The sequence below is a fragment of the Flavisolibacter ginsenosidimutans genome (assembly GCF_007970805.1).
Taxonomy (GTDB): Bacteria; Bacteroidota; Bacteroidia; order Chitinophagales; family Chitinophagaceae; genus Flavisolibacter; species Flavisolibacter ginsenosidimutans.
The window spans coordinates 3,544,084-3,562,895 of sequence record NZ_CP042433.1; the positions used below are offsets into that span (position 1 = coordinate 3,544,084).

Sequence of the window (18,812 nt, forward strand, 5' to 3'; positions counted from 1 at the left end):
CCTTCGTTGTAAAGGTTTTTTGCTTTTTACTTTTGAATTTTGACTTACTTTAAGTCGTGATCATTTACAGCCATACGTCAACGCCAAGGCTCCAGTACGTCGTTGATTTTTTATCCGAGTATTACAACACGCCCATTCGGCTACTCTTTGACGAAGAAAAATATTTAGCTCATCCCGATCTGCACCGGATCAATTACAGTTATCACCGCTTAAACGATGGGGAAATCTGGATTCATCCCCATGCACTGCTGTTTGAGTCGGCCATTCGTTTGGTAAAGATTGAATGTTTTGAACACCGCGGCTACAAGATTTTCTTTCATGCCGAAGGCGACACGGGCTTTGATTTGTTTGCGGGAATTTTTTACCTGCTCACACGATACGAAGAATACCTGCCACATCAAAAAGACGAATACGGCCGGTACGCACACCAAAACGCATTGGCCTTTCGCGAAGACTTCCTGCACCTGCCTTTGATCAACATCTGGCTCGAAGATTTCCGGTTTTTGCTCGTCGAAAAATTTTCCGATCTCCAACTCCTAACTTCCAACTTCCGTCTTCAACTCACCTACGACATTGACATTGCCTGGAGTTTTCAAAACAAAGGCTTTAAGCGAAACGCAGGCGCTGTCACAAAGCTGTTTTTCACCGGCCAATGGCGCAGCATGGCGCAGCGCATTCGCGTCATTCGCGGCAAGGCGCAAGACCCTTTTGATGCCTACGATTGGATGGATGAACTTCATCACCAGAACCACTTGCAACCGCTTTATTTTTTTCTGGTGGCCGAACAAAAAGGTAAGCTCGACAAGAACATTGACGTTGCCAATCCGGCGTTTCTGGCCTTGATAAAAGATACGGCCACCAAATACAAAATTGGCTTGCATCCATCCTGGGCCAGCGGCGATCATCCGGCTCTTTTGAAGAGAGAAAAAACCCGCTTGGAAAAAATCATTGACGGCCGCATCAATGCCTCGCGGCAGCATTACATTCGTTTCCATTTGCCCACAACTTTCCATCAACTTCTTTCCGCAGAAATCACGGACGATTATTCGATGGGCTATGGCAGCATCAACGGGTTTCGGGCCTCGGTGGCCGCGTCTTTTTACTGGTACGATTTAAAGGCCGAGATCAAATCACCACTTCACGTCCACCCGTTTTGTTTTATGGATGCCAATGCTTTTTTTGAAGAAAAAAAATCAGCGGATGATGCCTTGCGGGAATTGATGCAGTACGTTGAAATCATTCGTTCCGTTGGCGGCCAAATGATCACCGTTTGGCATAACAATTTTTTGGGTAGCGATTCGCTTTACGAAGGGTGGCGGGAAGCCTACGAGCGTTTTGTGCAAACGGCGTCGTCGTTTACGCGGGTTCAATAATCAATCACGCTGCCTGCTTTTGCGGCCGCCTGTGCTGAATCGGGCAGCAGCGCCGCAATGCCGTATGCAATCACCGCGGCAATCAGTCCCACCATAAACACCGTGTAGGCAATGCGCAGGTAGCGGTATTTTTTCGCCAGCACTACGCCCAAATAATACACGTCCATGATCATGGTGTCGTATAAATATTCGCGGTCGCGAATCATTTGGTTCATGCCCCATTGGTAATCGCTCAATTGCATTTTGTGAAAATTACCAAAGAAAAGCAGGTTGGTTTTTTTGTTGCGGATGTCTTCTTCGGTAAACATGCCGCGGTTAACGCTTGGCCTTGTGGCCAGGATGGAACACGTTACCGATACAAGACAAGTGAGCATGAGAATGCCGGTGGGAATGATGTAGGAGCTGAATTCCGGGTACTGAATGCGCGGCACCAGGTACCCAACGCTTACGGCCAGAATACCGGAGTTCACCGTTATCATGATGTGGGCCTTGCTGTCGGCCATGCTGCTTAACTGCATGTGGTTGTGCGAGACGGTGCGAAACATGGTTTGTACGCCGCGTTCCGTTTCCTTGTCGGCCTTCTGGCTCTTGCCGCTTCCGGTTATGTACGGAAAGGCCTGCACTTTTTCTTCTTCCTCCGCAATCTTTTTCTGCTGCTTCTTTTTTTGCAGCAGCGCTACGTTCTCCGCTTTCTTTTGCGCCAGCACCTCGCGGCCGTAATCGGTAAAATATTGGTGGCGCGAAAGAAACTGCAGGTTGTTTTTACGCCATTCCTGTTTGTCAATTTTGCGGCCCAGCAAGCTTTCGCGTTCCTGCTTCAGCAACTCGTTGCGAGCTTTAAAATCATCGGTGGCAAGATGGTACAAATCGGCATCGCACAAAATCTTTTCTACCAGGCTTACCGGCGATTGCGGCATTCGCGTGGCTTGTATGCAGGAGGCGACGCGTTGAACCGTTGTTTCGTCAACGCCTTTGCTTTGCAAAAAATGTGTGGCAGTTTGCACGCTTACCTCTTCGTGGCCTTCGGCCTGCCCTGACTGAAAACCCGTATCGTGAAACCAGGCGGCCAGCAGCAGCACCAAGCGGTCTTCATCGGCCAGACTATAATAATCAGCCATGTGGCTGCAGCCTTCCACTACGTCTTCGGTATGTTCTAAACTGTGAAAGACAAATACGGGAGGTACTTTGTGCTGAAAGATGTCGGTAACATAAGCACGGACGGCGGCAAGTAGCTGGCTGTTTGTTTCGTTCATGTGGTTGGTGCATTGTTTGATAAGTAAATGTACAAATGCGGAAAATGTCCTTTCAAAACAAATGCCTGCCTATTTGGGCCGCTTTCGTACTGCTTTTGATGACAACGGGCTGCAAACGTCGCGAGAATTTGTCGCCCGACAATTACCGGCTCGATCATCCACAAAAAAACTTGCTCGGAAAGGCCCTGGACGAAATCTCCGGCATTTGCTTCGCCCAAAAAAATACGCTGCTGGCCGTGTCGGACAGTAAGGAAAAAATCTTTGAAATTCATTTGGCCAGCCGCAAGTTGAAAGACCACACCAACCCCATTGTAGAATCCAACGCCGATCTGGAAGATGTGGTGCAGGTGGATTCTTCCATTTATCTGCTCGAAAGCAAAGGTGTGATAAAAGAAATAAAAGACGGTGCGAAAGACAGTGCCGGCATGAAAACCTACGTGCTTCCGCTGCCGGGCAAAAATGATTTTGAAACGCTTTATTACGATTCTACCGCCGGTGGTTTAATTATGCTTTGTAAAACCTGCGCTCACGAAAAAGGCACCGGCGTTCGCACGGCCTATCGTTTTGATCTTACCACCAAAACTTTTGACAGCACGGCTTTTTTTACCATTGACAAAAGCGAAGTACGCCGTCTGCTAAAAAATGCGGACGCAAAGTTCGACCCTTCGGCCGCGGCCGTTCATCCGCTAAACAAGCGTCTGTACATTCTGTCGTCGGCGGGCAATTTGCTGGTGGTAGCCGACACCCGCGGCAAGGTGATTGATGCTTACGATTTGAATCCCGATGTTTTTCCGCAGGCCGAAGGCATTGCTTTTGCACCTAATGGCGACATGTACATCAGCAACGAAAAAAAGAACGGTGCGCCTACGCTCTTGTTTTTTCCTTACAATCAAAGCGGAAAGAAAAAAGACAACCCATGAGAAGAGCTTTATCGGCTATTGCCTTCGTCTTCGCTTCCACCTTGCACCTGTTGGCACACGCGCAGCCCGACAGCATCGCGCAACGCATTTATTTGATTGGCGACGCCGGCGAGCTGGCAACCCCAAACTCGCACCCGGTGGTTGACTGGTTAAAAAGAAACGTGAACTGGAACGACGAACGCAACACGGCCATTTATTTGGGCGACAACATTTACCCGCTTGGCCTGCCCATGAAAGGCGAACCCAGTTACGACTCCTCCAAACGCATACTCGACTACGAACTCTCGCCTTTTTTGAACGCCAAATCCAAGGCCTACTTTGTTATGGGCAACCACGATTGGGAGAACGGGAAGTTGGGCGGTTGGCAACGGGTAAGAAACCAGGTAAATTACATCAACAGCCTGGGCAAGACCAACATAGAGGCCCTGCCCGGAACACCGGGTTGTCCCGGGCCCGAGCTTGTAGAGTTGAACAACCAGGTGGCGGTGGTTTTTGTGGACAGCCAGTGGTTTATGTACGTTCACGATAAACCCGGCCCCGGCTCAAGCTGCGAGGCCCGCACGGTGGACGAATTTCAAACCCTGCTCAAAGACATTGCCGACAGCCATCGCAGCCAACTGCTTCTCGTTGTTACGCATCACCCTCTGTATTCCTTTGGCGTGCACGGCGGCGATTATACCTGGAAAGAAATCCTCTTTCCCTTTACCGCGTTAAACAAAAACCTCTGGATACCAGCCTTCCCCCTGGGTTTGGTTTACGTTGTTGAACGCGGCGTATTCGGCAACCTGCAGGACGTAAAGCATCCGCTATATCAAACAATGGTAAAGGCTGTGAAGAATGCAACTAAGACCCATCCCAATTTCATCATGGCCTCGGGCCACGATCACAGCCTGCAGCTAATCCGGCACGACAGCATGTTTCAGATTGTTAGCGGATCGGGTAGCAACTTAAGCCGTGTGAAGGAAAACCACCGCGAAGGCGACTTGTTGTTTCATGATGTAAGTCCCGGCTTTGTTGTGCTTGAAGTGTCGAAGAACGGAAGCGTTACCACAAAATACTACAATGTGGGAAGCGCAGACTTAAACGCACCTACTTTCACCAAAGCCCTGAAGCCTGTTTACGCAGTACCCGACGTGGTTTCAAAAGACACCATTCCTAAATTTCCCGACTCGGTACTGGTGGCGGCCAATCCCAGGCTGAAGCCAACCTTCTGGCGCAATTTGTTCATCGGCAAAAATTACCGGCAGGAATGGACAACGCCGGTGATGGTGCCTGTGCTGAATATGGATGGCTACAAGCCAAAGAAACAGGGCGGCGGCAAGCAAACCCGTTCGCTGCGCATAGAGGACAAGAACGGCAAAGAATGGGCCTTGCGTTCGGTAGAAAAATACCCCGAAGGCGCCATCCCGCCCGATCTGCGGCAAACAGCGGTAAAAGACATTTTAGCCGACGGCATCTCGGCATCGTATCCCTATGCCAGCCTTTCCACGGAAACTTTTGCCAAAGCCGCCGGCGTTCCTTTTTTAAAAAGGCGGCTGGTTTACATTCCCGACGACCCGCGGCTGGACCGCTTTCGCGGGGCCTTTAAAAATACGCTGGTGATTATGGAAGAACGCCAGCCCGACACGCTGAAAAAAACCAAAAACACCGACGAAGCGGTGCTGGACCTGGCCAAGGACAACGACGATCACGTAGACCAAATCGCGGTGTTAAAAGCCCGCCTGCTGGACAATTTTTACATGGACCTTGACCGCCACGAAGGCCAATGGGAATGGGCCACCCGCGACACGGGCAAGGGCAAAATTTATTACCCCATTCCCAAAGACCAGGACCAGACTTTTTTTGTAAACCAAGGCATCCTTCCTTTCCTGATACGAACGCCATCCATCGCGCCGGAACTCCAGGGCTTCAAGGCAAAGGCCCGGAACATCAAGTTCTTTAACAAGCCGGCCCGTAATTTCGACCGCTTTTTCCTGAACGAATTGTCGAAAGAAACCTGGAACCGCTACGCCGATACGCTTCTTTCAGAAATGACGGATGATGTAATTGAAAAAGCCTTGCGGCAACAACCAAGGGAAATACGCGGCTTTCATTACAATGAAATTGTGAACACACTGAAAGAAAGACGGAAGTATTACAAGGCCGAGATGATGAAGTATTACGATTTCCTGGCAAAGGAAGTAAGCGTGGTGGGCACCAACAAACACGAACTTTTTACGATTGATAAATTGCCCGACGGGAAACTTCATCTTACCATCAACAAAATGGATAAGGACGGTGCGGTAAGCACAAAAATTTACGACCGCACCTTCGACGAAAGCGAAACAAAAACCCTCAACCTTTACGGCCTTGAAAACAGCGACAGCTTTGTGGTAAAAGGCGTAAACACGCACATAAAAATTCGCATTATCGGCGGCCCGGGCGATGACGCTTTTGCAAACGAAAGCAACGACGGCCGCCCCGTTCGTGTGTACGACGTAAACTTTGAAGAGAACAATTTCAGCGGCAACGTATCGGGCTTTATCAAGCACATTGGCCCCGACCCGCGGCTGAACGAATACAACCGGCTTTCGTACAAATACAATTTTTTCGACCCCGGCCTGCTGGCTTCGTACAACGTTGACGACGGCTTGTTCCTGGGCCTGCGCGGCGAGTACCGCACGCAAGGCTTTCGAAAAGAACCGTACAGCACAAGGCATGTGTTTCGGGCGGCTCATGCGCTGCGCACCTCGTCTTATTTTTTTGCTTACAACGGCGAATACACAAAAGTCTTTGGCACAAAAGACTTGCTGGTGAACGCCGATCTGCGGGCGCCCATCAACGTCACCAATTTTTACGGCATCGGCAACAACACGGCAAACGACAGAGAACACGTGAACGAATCGTTTTACCGGGCACGTTACAACACGGCCAACGTATCGGTGTTGGTGCGGCAGCAATTGCAATCGTGGATGCGTATTAATTACGGTTTGGCCTTTCAGCATTTTCACATTCACGAGAATCAGAACACGGATAAATTTATTGGTCACGGGCCGCTTGCAGGCGTTGACAACGGCAATCTTTACCGCGCAAAATACTATGCAGGTCCCGAGCTTTTGGTTGACATCAGCTCGAAGGACAACGTCAACCTTCCCTCGCGTGGCTTTGTGCTGGATGCCGGCGTTCGCAGTCTGATTGGCCTGAACAGCCAAAGCAAAAGACTTACGCAAATGCACTGGGACATGAGCGTATTCATCTCCAAAAATCCTAACCCCGTATTGGTTGGAGCCATTCGGCTGGGCGTGGCACACAACATCGGCGCTTACGAAATTCCGCAAGCGCAATACCTGAGTGGGCCTGATAATTTACGCGGCTTCCGGCGCGACCGTTTTGCCGGGCGAACGATGCTGTTTAACAACGCGGAGGTAAGAATACGGGTAGCGGAGTTCAACACGTTTTTGTTTCCGGGTTCGCTGGGTATTTTACTGTTTAACGACGTTGGCCGCGTGTGGGCAGATAATGAAGTCTCGGGGCGTTGGCACGATGGTTATGGCGGCGGCATTTGGATAGCGCCAATCAAGCGCTGGGTAGCGGCGGTTTCGCTGGCCCATTCACAAGAGGAAAATGTGTTGCCGTATTTTAGTTTGGGATTTCGGTTTTAAAGAAATTATTTTATACGAGCAAAGCCGCTTCAATGAAGCGGCTTTGCTGTTTCGTCGAGATAACAATCTTGTGCTTTTTGATGCCGTTGTTGGCGTGAGGCGATGGCTTAAGTAGCCGGTTCACCAACAACCCGAAGCACGAATACCTATCCTCATGTGAACGTTCACGCAGCGAACCAAGACAAAGATCAATCCCTAGTCGCGTGTTGTTGGCGGGCTGAACGCGAAGTCTGCGCCTCACACCAACAGCGGCGACGACCGGAACCAATCCTTGCTTTACTTCGTTTGCACATTCTTTGCATCACACTACCGGCACTGTTGCATTGACGATTTAAACGGCGGCATGACACTTCCTTCTTCGCTTCGGGCCTTGCGTTATTACAATTTCCGGCTTTACTTTTTTGGACAAGCCGTTTCGCTCATCGGTACGTGGATGCAACGCATCGCCATAAGCTGGCTTGTGTACGACGTTACGCATTCGGCTTTTTACCTGGGCCTCATCAGCTTTGCCGGACAAATTCCCATGCTGCTTCTTTCGCCTTATGCCGGTGCTTACGTGGACCGGCACAGCCGCTACCGCACTTTGCTGGCTACACAAATTGCGTCCATGATTCAGGCCGGCGCACTGGCCGCACTGGTGTTCTTCGGCTTCTACCACGTACTCACCATTCTTCTGCTCAGCCTAATGCTTGGCGTCATCAACGCTTTTGATACACCGGCGCGGCAATCGCTGATGATTGTGTTGGTGCAAAACAAAAAAGATTTACCCAACGCTATTGCACTCAACTCCTCGATGGTAACAATGGCACGCCTGGCCGGGCCTGCAGCCGCGGGCATTTTGTTGAGCACCTTTGGCGAAGACGTTTGCTTTGGACTCAACTTCGTCAGCTTCATCGCCGTTATTGCCTCGCTGCTCCTGATGAAATTAAACATACCCGAACGCAAGAAACATACGGAGCCCATTTGGAAAAACTTGCAGGAAGGCTTTGCTTATTTGAAAGGTCATCGCGGCTTGCGAACCGCTATTGCGCTCATGGCATTTACCTCATTTATCGCCATGCCGTACAGCAATCTTTACCCGGTGTTTGCGCAAACGGTTTACAAAGGCAACGTCACTACGTTTAGCTGGATGAACAGCATCGGCGGCCTCGGTGCGTTGCTCGGCGCCGTGTACATGACGCGGCAAAAAGAGAACGCCAATTTTTTGCGGCTCATTGTTCTTTCAAGCAGCCTGTTTTGCCTATCCATGATGCTTTTTGCGTACACCCAAAATCTTGTGCTTGCCTTGTTCTTTATCTTTTTAGGCGAAAGCGGTATGCTGGCGCAGATTGCCGCCACCAACACCTACGTGCAAACCCGCGTGGACGAACGAATGCGTGGACGGGTACTTAGTTATTACGTGATGGCTTTCCAGGGAATGCAGCCGCTTGGCAGTTTGCTGGTGGGCTGGGCCGCACACCAAAGTTCCGCGCCACTAACTGTTTTTTGGGAAGGACTGCTTGGCATTGCAGCCGCCCTTGCTTTTATTCCGTCGCTCCGAAGCGTTCGCAAAAAAGAAGACAGGGAACGCTTGGAAAAAAGCCGGGGTTAGGCTGCGCAATAATTTATTCCGTTGGAATGGCCGCCGTCTTTTCGCCAAACACATAATCATTAAACCAAAGCCAGTTGTGCCAAATGGCGGCCAAACGCTCTTTGGGTTTTGTAATGCCGTGACCGAAGCCTTTGTACACAATTAATTTCGAGGGCACGCCACGGTCTTGCAAGCCGCGGTACAATTCGTAAGCATTGGAGATGGGCACACGCCTGTCCAGCTCTCCGTGTTGAATAAGTGTTGGTGTGGTGGCCTGGTTAATTGTGGTCATGGGCGATGTTTTTTGATAAATGGCCGCGTTTGCCCAAGGCGTTGCTTGCAGGTATTGGCGTGTAAACGGCGTAATGTCGGTTGACACGTAATACGTAACCCAATTGGAGATTCCGGCGCCGACAGAAATGGCTTTGAACAGGTGCGTATGCGTTGTCAGAAACGCCGAAATGTAACCACCCTGGCTCCAGCCCATGCAACCCATTCTGGATGTGTCAATCAGCCCTCGTTTGTTTAAATAATCAACGCCGCTTAACACATCCCACGTGTCGCCAACACCAAGATTCTTTACGTTAAGTGCCCGAAACTTTTCACCATAGCCCGCACTGCCGCGGTAATTGACACGCAACACTACGGCGCCTTTCTCGCACCATTGCATGATGGGATAAACATAGGTGGGCGTTGGGTCCGGACGGTCAACGCCGGTTGGCCCGCCGTGTATCACCACCAGCAACGGATACTTTTTTGACGGATCGAAATTGCGTGGCTTTAGCAAGATGCCTTCGATGGTTGCACCGTCCTTGCTTTTCCATTGAATGATTTCGTTGACGGGTGTGTTCCACCCCGCAATTTGGGCTGAAAGGTTCGTAATTTTTTTGGGCGCTCCTCCAACGGCGCTTGTGTAGACTTCTGTTAATCCCTCGTAGCTGCGCCCCGAAAAAGCTAACGTGTTTGCGTTCTTGCTAAACGATACGCCTGCTACAATGTCAACCGGTTCTCCCATAGGTTTTATACGTTCGGTTGATGGATCCAGCAAAAACAAATTGCTTTTGGTTTTTTGCAGGGCGGTGAAATAAATTCCTTCGGGCCGCCAGTCCACAACGGATTTTTGTTCATCAAAATCGCCGGCCAGTTCTTTGCTCTGCTTTGTTGCCACATCATACACAAACAAGCGCGGATTTTTGTAGTAGTACGACACCGAATCAGACAAGGCGCTTTCGTAAACAAATTGTTTTCCATCCGGGCTCCAGGCATCAAATTCATCGGACGATGGATTGTTCACGGCGATGGTAAGTTGCCCCGAGGCCACATTCACAAGCGCAACATCGCTGTGAACGGACGAGGGCAACAACGGATTGGGCACTTTTGTAAACGCAAGGGTGTTTCCATCAGGGCTCCACGCAAACCCATTGACCGAAAAATTGCCGCTTGTTAACCGCTTTGCTTTCGGAAGCTCTACGCAAAGTCCCGCCGATGAATCTTTTTTGCTTTTATAGCAAGGCAGTTGACCTGCCAGCAGGATTGAATCGTAATTAAAATTTACGAGCCACAAATGGTTTTGCCGGAACGTTTCATTCTCCACGCTAAAAGCGCCGTACCGTTCCCTGATGGTTTTATCCTGCGCACTGTCGGGTTCCGCTTTGGTGTAAGCAATTTGCTTACCGGTTGGACTCCATTCGTAAGTGCCAACGCCGTCTTCGTCTTTTGTAATTACAAAGGCTTCGCCGCCAATAACCGGTATCAGGTATATCTGCGTCTTGTCGCCGCGGTCGGCTAAAAAGCTTACAAAGTGGCCATCGGGTGTAAAACGCGGTTGCGTACTGGAGCCTTTTGTTGTGCGGGTGAGTTGGTACGGTTCCTTGCCGTCTTGCGACAACCATATTTCCGTGTCGTAGCTGTTGTTGGCCCAATCGGTAGTGGTTTGCGTAAAGGCGGTGTAATGCCCATCGCGCGATGCAACAGGGTTGGCCACTTGTTTAAGGCTTAGCCATTTTTCAAAAGAGACAGAACTGTTTTGACCGAAAGAGGAAAAGCAAAGAAGAAGGTTGACCAAACAAAATACGGTTCGCATAAGAGAAAGTTTGTAAGAGAAATATACAACCAATTCTGCTTTAACCAGCGATGCCCGCAGGATAACACAGGTGAACTTTTCTGGACGCCTTCTTTCTGCTTTTGCACCGCTCCACACAGGCTGCGTTAAAGTTTTTTGCTTAATCAAACGATAAAACAACCGCTGAACGGCTGCATTTTTCATTCGTGGCACAATTGCGGATAACGACTTGTTGCAAACATTTTCTTACCCATTAAAACGCAAACTATGCAACGCCCTTTTTACGCACTTCTTCTCCTTGCTTCTGCTTTTGCTTTTACCAGTTGTCAAAAGACAAACGTTATTGCTAATGAACAAAACATCGAAGGCACGTGGGCCGTTACCGGCATTCGGTCGGACAGAGCGTATGATTTTAACGGCGACGGTTATTCGGAAACAGACATCTACGGTTCGTACAACTCTTGTCAGCGAGACATTGTTGTGGTTTTTCAACCGAACGGTTACGGGCAAATGCGGCAAGGTTGTAACGCAGGCTGGCAAAATACAAGCTGGCAGCTAACAAACGGCAACCGCAACCTGGACATTGCCTTGCCGAACGACGATTTGAACCTTTCGCTTCAGCAATTGGATAACTACACCATTCGCGGCGTCGATCAAGTGCAGATCAACGGCAATTATTTCAACATCACGTACACGCTTCAGCGGCAATAAAATCTTGCGGGGTTTGAAGTTTGAGGTTAGCGTAATAAGAGCCGGTGTAGGTCATTATTTATTTTCGAAAAAAGGACGAAAGAAACGCTATATAAAACAAAACATCGACCATCAAACTTTGATTCCGTTCATTCAAACTTTTTCAATTTGTAATTGGTGAACTCGTAACTCGCCGTGGTGACGGGCCCTTTCTTCAAACGATGCCAGCAACCAAGCAATGGTTCATCCACGTTGCGCAATACGTAAATGCTTTGTGCCGGCGTATAGCCTTCTACCAGCTTGTATAATTTTTCTCCTGATGCCGTTGTTGCTTCGTCGGTAATGATAAAGCAATGACCGGGGCTGCCGGCTTTTATTACAACGGTGCCGATGGCAAAATCATCTGCGTCTTTTAATTCGTTCGATAACGAGATGGTACTGGCGTACGTATAAACAATGTCGAGATACTTGCGCAGCGAAGAGTGATCTTTTGCTTTGGGTGATACAGAAACAAACCGAACGCCATTGCCCCTTGCTACTGGAATATTTCCTTTGCAATAAGCGTTGAAACTGTAGGCTTCACCGCTGACAAAATGGAAAGAGATTTCATCAAGCCGTTTTCTTACAAACAAATACTCGGCGCGAAGCCGCATGAGGGCATCGGCGCATTGCTGCAGGTCTTGCGTGCCCACGTCGTAATTGATCACGGCAAAATGTTTTTCCTGGTTTGCAACGGGCTTGCCTTTAAAATCAAGTACCGGTGCATTTTTCTCCGGCAAGTGTTGAAGAAAATATTCCCAACTGCTGCTGTCTTTTATCTCTCTTGATACGATTGTAGAAAGACGCATTGAATCTTTTGCACTTTCTTTCCTGGCGAATGAAGCATTGTCCGTGCACGAAAAACAGGACAGTGTAAGAAGAAGCAAGGCAGTGCGTTTCATTACAGCGGTTTGTAAGAAGATGCAAACGCCGTATGTTTCCATAACCGGCAATCGGCAAACGGGAATCAGCCACAAAGCACTTTAACAAACACAGCCTATCGTTTGATAGGCTGTGTTTGTTTCTTCCGTTGCCGGTTGCCGTCTCAAGTAGGCACGTTGCTCAACCGCATAACGGGTTCTTTCGGTTGCGAGGCCGTTTCGGTTGTGAGGTTCACGTCTACGCGAATGCCTTTCAGTCCGCTGATGCCTTGCGTGTCTTCCAAATCAAGGTGCTCGATGTTCTCGCCCAACAAGCCTTCGTTCTGCAAAAACTCAATGTACTCGGTGTACTCCAAAAGTTCTTTGTGCTGCGAGTAAACGATGGCGATTTTGCCGGGTTGCGTGAGGCGTTCTTCCGAGTCGCGCAGGTGCACTTTGTCAATGCGCTTTTTGATGATCTCGTAGCGAATGTTGTAGGCGCCGTCCACGTCAAACTTGCGCTCTTTCCTTCGAAATGAAATGGAAAGCGGAATGGCGTGCGCCAAAATCAATTGCGTGGTTTGCAAAGGAAGCGGCAAGCGTTTTTCCAGCGAAGCCGTGAGCCTTGCAGCCTTGGCTAAAAAGCTCAGTTGCCACAGCTTCAGGTTGCGCACGTACATTTCGTTAAACGACTTGTGCGGCGAAAGCGATTGACCAATGTAAATGTTGAACTCCACACCGTCGGTGATGTAGCGTTCAAAATAATGCGGATAAATTTCCTGCACAGCCTTTTGCTCCACATCGGTAAAGCGGTCCAGCACGTCGTTGATGCGGGTGATGCTGTCCTCGTAATCCTTGCGGTGGTGGTAGATCACCTTTCGTTGCGAATCCAGCGCGGCAAAATAACTGCCGATTACCTTTTTCATTTCGGGCCGAAGGCGCAAGAGGTTGTTGAAAACCGAATTGAGATGCTCTTGCAGAAAATCATAAATCTGCATTTCATCGTCCGAAAGCAAGGTATCCGATGCAGCGGCAATGTATTTTTCAATGCGGTATTGCGTTTCTTTCAGCAGCGGAAAATCAATCACCTTGCTGGCCTTTGCCAACACGTTGCTGGCCATGTTCAGTTGCTCCAGTAAATCAAGCTGAATGGCGTTGGTCCGCTCCAGCGAAGAGTTGCGCACATCAATGGCGCCGTACAATGGATAAACGTCGTCAAAGGAAATGGGCGGCATTTTGGAAACGCCGGCCGATTGGCTTTGCTGAAGAAAGTGGAAGGCGGCTTCGGTAAACTTCCACTCCACGGCCGGTTGAATAGCGGTGAAATGGTCTTTGATGGTTTTGTCTATCTGCGCTTCTAAACTTTCAGCCGTCTTCTTCAGCGCCAGTTCAAAAAGATCAATGGCTGGCGCCATTTGCGCCAGGTGCACGTGTTGCAGCCGCCCGGCCTCTTCGCTCATGATCTCCAAAAGACCAATCAATTCGCCGTCGTCGTATTTAAGCGGACAAAGAATAAGGCTTTTGGCGCCGGTGTGCCGGTAATAGGCAAGCAGTTCGCCGTAAGCGCCGCTTCGTTCGAGGTTTTGATAAAGCACCGGTTCATTCACATCCCGGAAAATGTCCTGGCACAAGCGGCTCACGGCATCTTTGTGCGCAATCACATCCCTGTTTTTAAACAACAGGCTGTTGCGGTAATGCGTTTCGGTGTAGAGATAGTAATCGTTCTTTTTGAAAAACGGCGTGATGCCGATTTTTACGTTGCGCAAGCCAATGAGACTTTGCATGTGCTGTTGCAGTTCGTCAAAGACTTCGGCTTCGGTAAAGGCGTTGATGTTGAGCAGGGCCGTTTTAATTTCCACCGCGGTTTGTTCGGCCGTCACGTCGGCCACGTTAATAACAATCAGCCCTTCGAAGCGAAATTTATCAAGCGGAAGAACTTCGCGCAATTCGTCCGTATCGGGTACGTGACCGGCCGAGACGGTAGGCGCTAATTCCGGTTTTTCGCCCACGCATTTTACGTCCACAAACTCCGCGTTCAATTTCAGTTCGTAATATTTTGTCAGCTCGGTGTCTTCCTGTGTAAACGGGTGAACTGACGTGGTGGTGATGGGAATAGGCAAGCCGTAAATGCGTTTCAGAATCACATCGTAAGCAAGCGCCAGGCTGGCGCGGCTGATGCCCACGGTTGTTTTGCGGTCAGGTACATTGATGGCCGTTCCTTTTTTCAAAAATATTTTCTTGAAGTCGGGCGATGCATAAAACGTTTCGGAACTAAAAGGATAGGTAATGGCGTAAAGGCCCTGGTTGGACGAAGTAGAGGGCGGAAAGATAGAAGCCAACAAAGCTTCTACCAACGCGGTATGTTGCAACAGGGTTTCGCCTTTTACGGGTTGCAGCAATTCGGGCACGGCTTCTACTTCCTGCAAAATGCCTTCGTACAGTTTTCGGGCGCCGGGTTTCTCCTCGTCAATCATTCGTTTTAATACACTAACCAGCGGCCGCAGCGAAAGAACGCTGTTTAAATCAGCAAAAGTTGGTAAAACAGATGTCATGTATGTTTAGTCGTTTGACCCTTTTAAAGAGCAAGCCCTACGCCAAATTTAAAAAGAAGATATCGGGATATTGAGATATTAAGATATTCTATACGGTTTGCAACAAAATTCAATATCACTTCTCTTTGGCCACAACGGTTTGATAGTATTTACACACGGCACGCAAACCACACTCATTGCACTTGGGATTGCGGGCAACGCACACATAACGGCCGTGCAAAATGAGCCAGTGATGAAAAATGTAAACAAGGTCTTTGGGAATGTATTTTACCAGTTGCAGTTCGGTTTGCAAAGGATTTTTCGCACCCACGGTTAAGCCGATGCGGGCTGAGACGCGAAAGACGTGTGTGTCCACGGCCATATTGGGCTGCTTATCAACAACTGAGGTAATGACGTTGGCCGTTTTGCGCCCCACACCGGGCAACTGCACCAGTTCTTCTACGGTCATGGGAATTTCGCCGCCAAATTTCTCTTTCACCATTGCCGCCATCCCCAGCAAGTGACGGGTTTTGTTGCCGGGAAAAGAAATGCTTTTGATTAATTCAAACAGGTCGTCGTATTGTGCTTTAGCCAGCGAAGAAATGTCAGGGTATTTTTTGAACAACGCCGGCGTGGTCATGTTCACACGTTTATCGGTGCACTGCGCCGATAAAATAACCGCCACCAAAAGTTCGTACGTATTGCCGAAGGTGAGTTCCGTTTCGGCTTCGGGCATTGCTTTTTGAAAGTAGTCAATGCAGGCGGCAAATCGTTCTTTGCGGGTCATCGAAGCGAATGTAAGCCGGAACCAAATGTCTGAACCTTGATTTGGGGAGATTTTGAGGATTGACACGAAATAGAAACATCTTTATAAAGCAAGCGCCATTCGTTGCTGAACGACTCTTTTCTTTCCTATAAAAAATCTATTTAATCCACCCAAATCGTGGTTCAGACAATTGCTGCGTAGCGAACAAGGCGCACAAGCGTGCGACGCAAGTAAAGCTCAATGGATAGATGAACTTCTGGTGCAAAATATTCAACAGAGCAATCTTAGAAAACTGACCTGCTTATGATTTTGACGCGGCTTTTACCGCAGTGGCTTCCTGTGCGTAACGCATCACGTTCAGCACGGCTTCTGTGCGGGGCGAAACGGCGATGTTGTTCAGCCGTTCCATAGCGGTTTTCATCACGGCCAGTTTTTCGCGAAGCGCCCAATTGCTTTTGAGTTCTTCTTCAAGAGCAAGGCTTTGTGCGGCGGAAGATTCTTTGTATAAATACAGAAGCAGCTCTTCGGGAGTATAATTGTGCATACGTCCAGATAAATCGTTCAAAAATGGTTTGCCGGTTGGCTTGTACGGATTTATAAACGAAGAGGCTTTGTCCTTATTGTGCCGGTGCTGTATTTATTCTTTCGCGGCTGACTTTTGAATGAGGAAAAGGTCTTCGTTGTCGCGTTTCATGAGGTATTTTTCCCGCACAAATTTTTCCACCGCGTCGGCATTGGAGCGCATGTCCCGCGAAAACTTTTTACCCTCGCTGATTTTTTGGGCAAAGTAATCTTTGCTCTGTTCAATTTCGGCCAGTTCTTTTTTGCGTGCCATTTGCGTGAAGAAATCGTTGCGGTCGAAGAAGAGCATCCACAAGACAAAAAGCGAAGTGGCTAAAAAATATTTGTTGTAGATGAACGGCGGTATGCGGCGAACGAACTTCATGGTGTTTGCGAAAATTGGCAATTTACGTTTACAAACCGCACGGGGCTTGCGTTTGCCGAAGGTAAAAAAGAAAGCTTGCCCGCCTAATTTTTTTCGGCGGCTTGGCTGCCTTCAATTAACCGGAACAATTTTTCTTTTGTTTGCGGCCATTCGTCATCAATAATGCTGAACACAACGGTGTCACGCACCGTACCATCAGCATGAAGACCGTGCTTGCGCAGCACCGCTTCTTTTACGCCGCCAATTTTTGCCACGGCTTTTTGCGAACGAACGTTTTGGTGCGCCACTTCAAATTCCACGCGTTGAAAACGCAGTTCTTCAAAGGCATATTGCAGCAGCAGCAGTTTGCATTCTTTGTTGTGCACCTTGCCCCAATAAGCCGGCGTGTACCAGGTATAGCCAATACTCAAACGTTTTTGCGAAGGCTCGATTTTATAGTACCGCGTCATGCCCAGCACCGCAGCCGTTTTTGCATCCCGCATGACAAAACTGATTTGCATACCGGTGTTTCGCGGATCAAAGGCCGTTGCGATATACTTATCAAATTGGGCATCAAAAGTTTCGTTGACGAGAAGGGTTTTTGTAAAGTCCCAGATGCGTTCGTCGCGGGCAAGTTTGCGCAACGAGAGAACATCCTCTTGCTTGAGCAGTTCAAGATAAATGTATTGACCGCGAAGTTTTGAGACGTTGATTTGCATGGAAGAGAGATGACGGATGATGGATGACGGATGACGGTCTTATTTGAGGTATAAAGTTGATGAAAGAAGAAGACTGAAATAAAAAATATTGGCCGTTGGCCGATGTTCGTTGGCCGACGAAGAATCGATCAACAATCAACGACCAACGGCCAACGAATCTGGTTCTTACTTCCCAAATTTCAATTTGCTTCCGGGATAATAAGCCGAAGCACCCAGTAATTCTTCAATGCGAATAAGCTGGTTGTATTTCGCCATTCTATCGGTACGCGAAGCCGAACCGGTTTTGATCTGTCCGCAGTTCAGTGCTACGGCCAAATCGGCAATGGTCGTGTCTTCGGTTTCGCCGCTGCGGTGGCTCATGATGGTGTTGTAGCCAGCGTGCTGCGCCATGCTTACGGCATCAATGGTTTCGGTCACGGTGCCAATCTGGTTTACTTTCACCAGCAAGCCGTTGGCAATATCTTTTTCAATGCCTTGACTCAGACGAGTAACATTTGTTACAAATAAATCATCGCCCACCAATTGCACTTTTTTTCCGAGGGTTTCTGTAAGCGCTTTCCAGCCTTCCCAATCGTCTTCGGCCATGCCGTCTTCAATGGAAACAATCGGGTATTGATTCGCCCAGCTCTCCCAAAACTTCACGAGCTCATCAGAGCTTAAGCTCTTGCCACTGCTTTTGTGAAAAATGTATTTGCCGTCTTTGTACAATTCGCTGTTGGCCGCGTCCATGGCGATAAAAATTTCCGAACCGGCTTTGTAGCCCGCGGCGTTGATGGCTTCCATCACCGTGTCGATGGCTTCCTCATTGGAACCAATGTTGGGTGCAAAACCGCCTTCATCGCCTACGTTTGTGGAGTAGCCTTTTTTCTTCAGCACCGTTTTTAATGCGTGAAAAATCTCCACGCCCCAGCGCAGTCCTTCGCTAAATGAAGAGGCGCCAACGGGCATCACCATAAATTCCTGGAAATCTATTTTATTATCAGCGTGTGCGCCACCATTCAAGATATTCATCATCGGCACGGGCAAAGTCTTCGCGTTTGTTCCGCCGATGTAGCGAAACAGCGGGAGCGTCGCTTCTTCGGCTGCGGCTTTCGCACAAGCCATGCTAACAGCCAGCAAAGCGTTTGCACCCAGCTTGCCTTTGTTTTCGGTGCCGTCCAACTGAATCATTAATTGGTCAATGCCGGTTTGGTCGGCCACATCGTAGCCTTCCAGTTCGGGAGCAATAACGTCCATTACGTTTTTCACGGCTTGTGTTACGCCTTTGCCCACGTAGGTTTTTTTATCGTTGTCGCGCAGTTCAACGGCTTCGTGTATGCCGGTGCTGGCGCCGCTTGGTACGGCGGCACGACCCATGGCGCCGTCATCGGTAATGACGTCAACTTCTACCGTCGGATTTCCACGGCTGTCTAAAATCTGGCGGGCAAAAATTTCGGCTATGTAACTCATGATTTGTTGTTTAT

General features: G+C 49.0%; 14 protein-coding genes. 5 read left to right on the top strand and 9 right to left on the bottom strand.

Features of this window, described 5'->3' with window-relative positions:
• Positions 1 to 56: 56 nt before the first annotated feature.
• Positions 57 to 1,373 carry a polysaccharide deacetylase family protein gene (locus FSB75_RS14970; RefSeq protein WP_146789136.1) on the top strand — a complete coding sequence of 439 codons (1,317 nt, stop codon included), beginning with the start codon at positions 57 to 59 and terminating at the stop codon, positions 1,371 to 1,373.
• Here FSB75_RS14970 and FSB75_RS14975 read toward each other — a convergent pair.
• On the bottom strand, positions 1,367 to 2,626 hold the full coding sequence (locus FSB75_RS14975) for a Pycsar system effector family protein (protein WP_146789138.1): 1,260 nt from the start codon (positions 2,624 to 2,626) through the stop codon (positions 1,367 to 1,369). The genes FSB75_RS14970 and FSB75_RS14975 overlap by 7 nt on opposite strands.
• Before the next feature lie 44 nt (positions 2,627 to 2,670).
• Here FSB75_RS14975 and FSB75_RS14980 point away from each other — a divergent pair, with 44 nt between their 5' ends.
• The 3 genes from FSB75_RS14980 (at position 2,671) to FSB75_RS14990 (ending at position 8,778) form a co-directional block, all read left to right on the top strand.
• Positions 2,671 to 3,546 (top strand): SdiA-regulated domain-containing protein, encoded by an 876-nt coding sequence (locus tag FSB75_RS14980; RefSeq protein ID WP_172623162.1) that lies wholly within the window; start codon positions 2,671 to 2,673, stop codon positions 3,544 to 3,546.
• On the top strand, positions 3,543 to 7,187 hold the full coding sequence (locus tag FSB75_RS14985; protein ID WP_146789142.1) for a metallophosphoesterase: 3,645 nt from the start codon (positions 3,543 to 3,545) through the stop codon (positions 7,185 to 7,187). Before FSB75_RS14980 ends, FSB75_RS14985 begins: the two co-directional genes overlap by 4 nt.
• A gap of 343 nt (positions 7,188 to 7,530) precedes the next feature.
• Entirely contained in the window at positions 7,531 to 8,778 is a 1,248-nt protein-coding gene (locus tag FSB75_RS14990; RefSeq protein ID WP_146789144.1) for an MFS transporter, read from the top strand.
• Positions 8,779 to 8,791: 13 nt separating this feature from the next.
• Here FSB75_RS14990 and FSB75_RS14995 read toward each other — a convergent pair whose 3' ends face one another.
• Positions 8,792 to 10,840 (bottom strand): S9 family peptidase, encoded by a 2,049-nt coding sequence (locus FSB75_RS14995; RefSeq protein ID WP_146789146.1) that lies wholly within the window; start codon positions 10,838 to 10,840, stop codon positions 8,792 to 8,794.
• A gap of 246 nt (positions 10,841 to 11,086) precedes the next feature.
• On the opposite strand from FSB75_RS14995, the gene FSB75_RS15000 reads away from it, so the two are divergent.
• Positions 11,087 to 11,530 (top strand): hypothetical protein, encoded by a 444-nt coding sequence (locus tag FSB75_RS15000; RefSeq protein ID WP_146789170.1) that lies wholly within the window; start codon positions 11,087 to 11,089, stop codon positions 11,528 to 11,530.
• A 128-nt stretch (positions 11,531 to 11,658) separates the two neighbouring features.
• On the opposite strand, the gene FSB75_RS15005 is transcribed toward FSB75_RS15000, so the two are convergent.
• The 7 genes from FSB75_RS15005 to eno form a co-directional block, all read right to left on the bottom strand.
• Positions 11,659 to 12,450, bottom strand: coding sequence for a DUF4846 domain-containing protein (locus FSB75_RS15005; protein ID WP_172623163.1), 792 nt, complete (start codon positions 12,448 to 12,450; stop codon positions 11,659 to 11,661).
• Between the two features lie 143 nt (positions 12,451 to 12,593).
• Positions 12,594 to 14,960, bottom strand: coding sequence for a hypothetical protein (locus FSB75_RS15010; protein WP_146789174.1), 2,367 nt, complete (start codon positions 14,958 to 14,960; stop codon positions 12,594 to 12,596).
• 115 nt (positions 14,961 to 15,075) lie between these two features.
• Positions 15,076 to 15,726, bottom strand: a complete 651-nt coding sequence (gene nth, locus FSB75_RS15015; protein ID WP_146789176.1) for an endonuclease III — start codon at positions 15,724 to 15,726, stop codon at positions 15,076 to 15,078.
• Positions 15,727 to 16,006: 280 nt separating this feature from the next.
• A complete protein-coding gene (locus FSB75_RS15020; RefSeq protein WP_227990599.1) occupies positions 16,007 to 16,270 on the bottom strand; it encodes a hypothetical protein in 264 nt (87 codons plus the stop codon).
• A gap of 72 nt (positions 16,271 to 16,342) precedes the next feature.
• A complete protein-coding gene (locus tag FSB75_RS15025; RefSeq protein ID WP_146789178.1) occupies positions 16,343 to 16,651 on the bottom strand; it encodes an FtsB family cell division protein in 309 nt (102 codons plus the stop codon).
• Positions 16,652 to 16,734: 83 nt separating this feature from the next.
• A complete protein-coding gene (locus tag FSB75_RS15030; RefSeq protein WP_146789180.1) occupies positions 16,735 to 17,349 on the bottom strand; it encodes a GNAT family N-acetyltransferase in 615 nt (204 codons plus the stop codon).
• A 165-nt stretch (positions 17,350 to 17,514) separates the two neighbouring features.
• Positions 17,515 to 18,798 carry a phosphopyruvate hydratase gene (gene eno, locus FSB75_RS15035; RefSeq protein WP_146789182.1) on the bottom strand — a complete coding sequence of 428 codons (1,284 nt, stop codon included), beginning with the start codon at positions 18,796 to 18,798 and terminating at the stop codon, positions 17,515 to 17,517.
• Between the last annotated feature and the right edge of the window lie 14 nt (positions 18,799 to 18,812).

Excerpts from the sequence above, each read along its gene's own strand:
- FSB75_RS14975 (WP_146789138.1), bottom strand. The coding sequence starts at position 2,626 with ATGAACGAAACAAACAGCCAGCTACTTGCCGCCGTCCGTGCTTATGTT.
- FSB75_RS14980 (WP_172623162.1), top strand. The coding sequence starts at position 2,671 with ATGTCCTTTCAAAACAAATGCCTGCCTATTTGGGCCGCTTTCGTACTG.
- FSB75_RS14985 (WP_146789142.1), top strand. The coding sequence starts at position 3,543 with ATGAGAAGAGCTTTATCGGCTATTGCCTTCGTCTTCGCTTCCACCTTG.
- FSB75_RS14990 (WP_146789144.1), top strand. The coding sequence starts at position 7,531 with ATGACACTTCCTTCTTCGCTTCGGGCCTTGCGTTATTACAATTTCCGG.
- FSB75_RS14995 (WP_146789146.1), bottom strand. The coding sequence starts at position 10,840 with ATGCGAACCGTATTTTGTTTGGTCAACCTTCTTCTTTGCTTTTCCTCT.
- FSB75_RS15000 (WP_146789170.1), top strand. The coding sequence starts at position 11,087 with ATGCAACGCCCTTTTTACGCACTTCTTCTCCTTGCTTCTGCTTTTGCT.
- FSB75_RS15005 (WP_172623163.1), bottom strand. The coding sequence starts at position 12,450 with ATGAAACGCACTGCCTTGCTTCTTCTTACACTGTCCTGTTTTTCGTGC.
- FSB75_RS15010 (WP_146789174.1), bottom strand. The coding sequence starts at position 14,960 with ATGACATCTGTTTTACCAACTTTTGCTGATTTAAACAGCGTTCTTTCG.
- nth (WP_146789176.1), bottom strand. The coding sequence starts at position 15,726 with ATGACCCGCAAAGAACGATTTGCCGCCTGCATTGACTACTTTCAAAAA.
- FSB75_RS15025 (WP_146789178.1), bottom strand. The coding sequence starts at position 16,651 with ATGAAGTTCGTTCGCCGCATACCGCCGTTCATCTACAACAAATATTTT.
- FSB75_RS15030 (WP_146789180.1), bottom strand. The coding sequence starts at position 17,349 with ATGCAAATCAACGTCTCAAAACTTCGCGGTCAATACATTTATCTTGAA.
- eno (WP_146789182.1), bottom strand. The coding sequence starts at position 18,798 with ATGAGTTACATAGCCGAAATTTTTGCCCGCCAGATTTTAGACAGCCGT.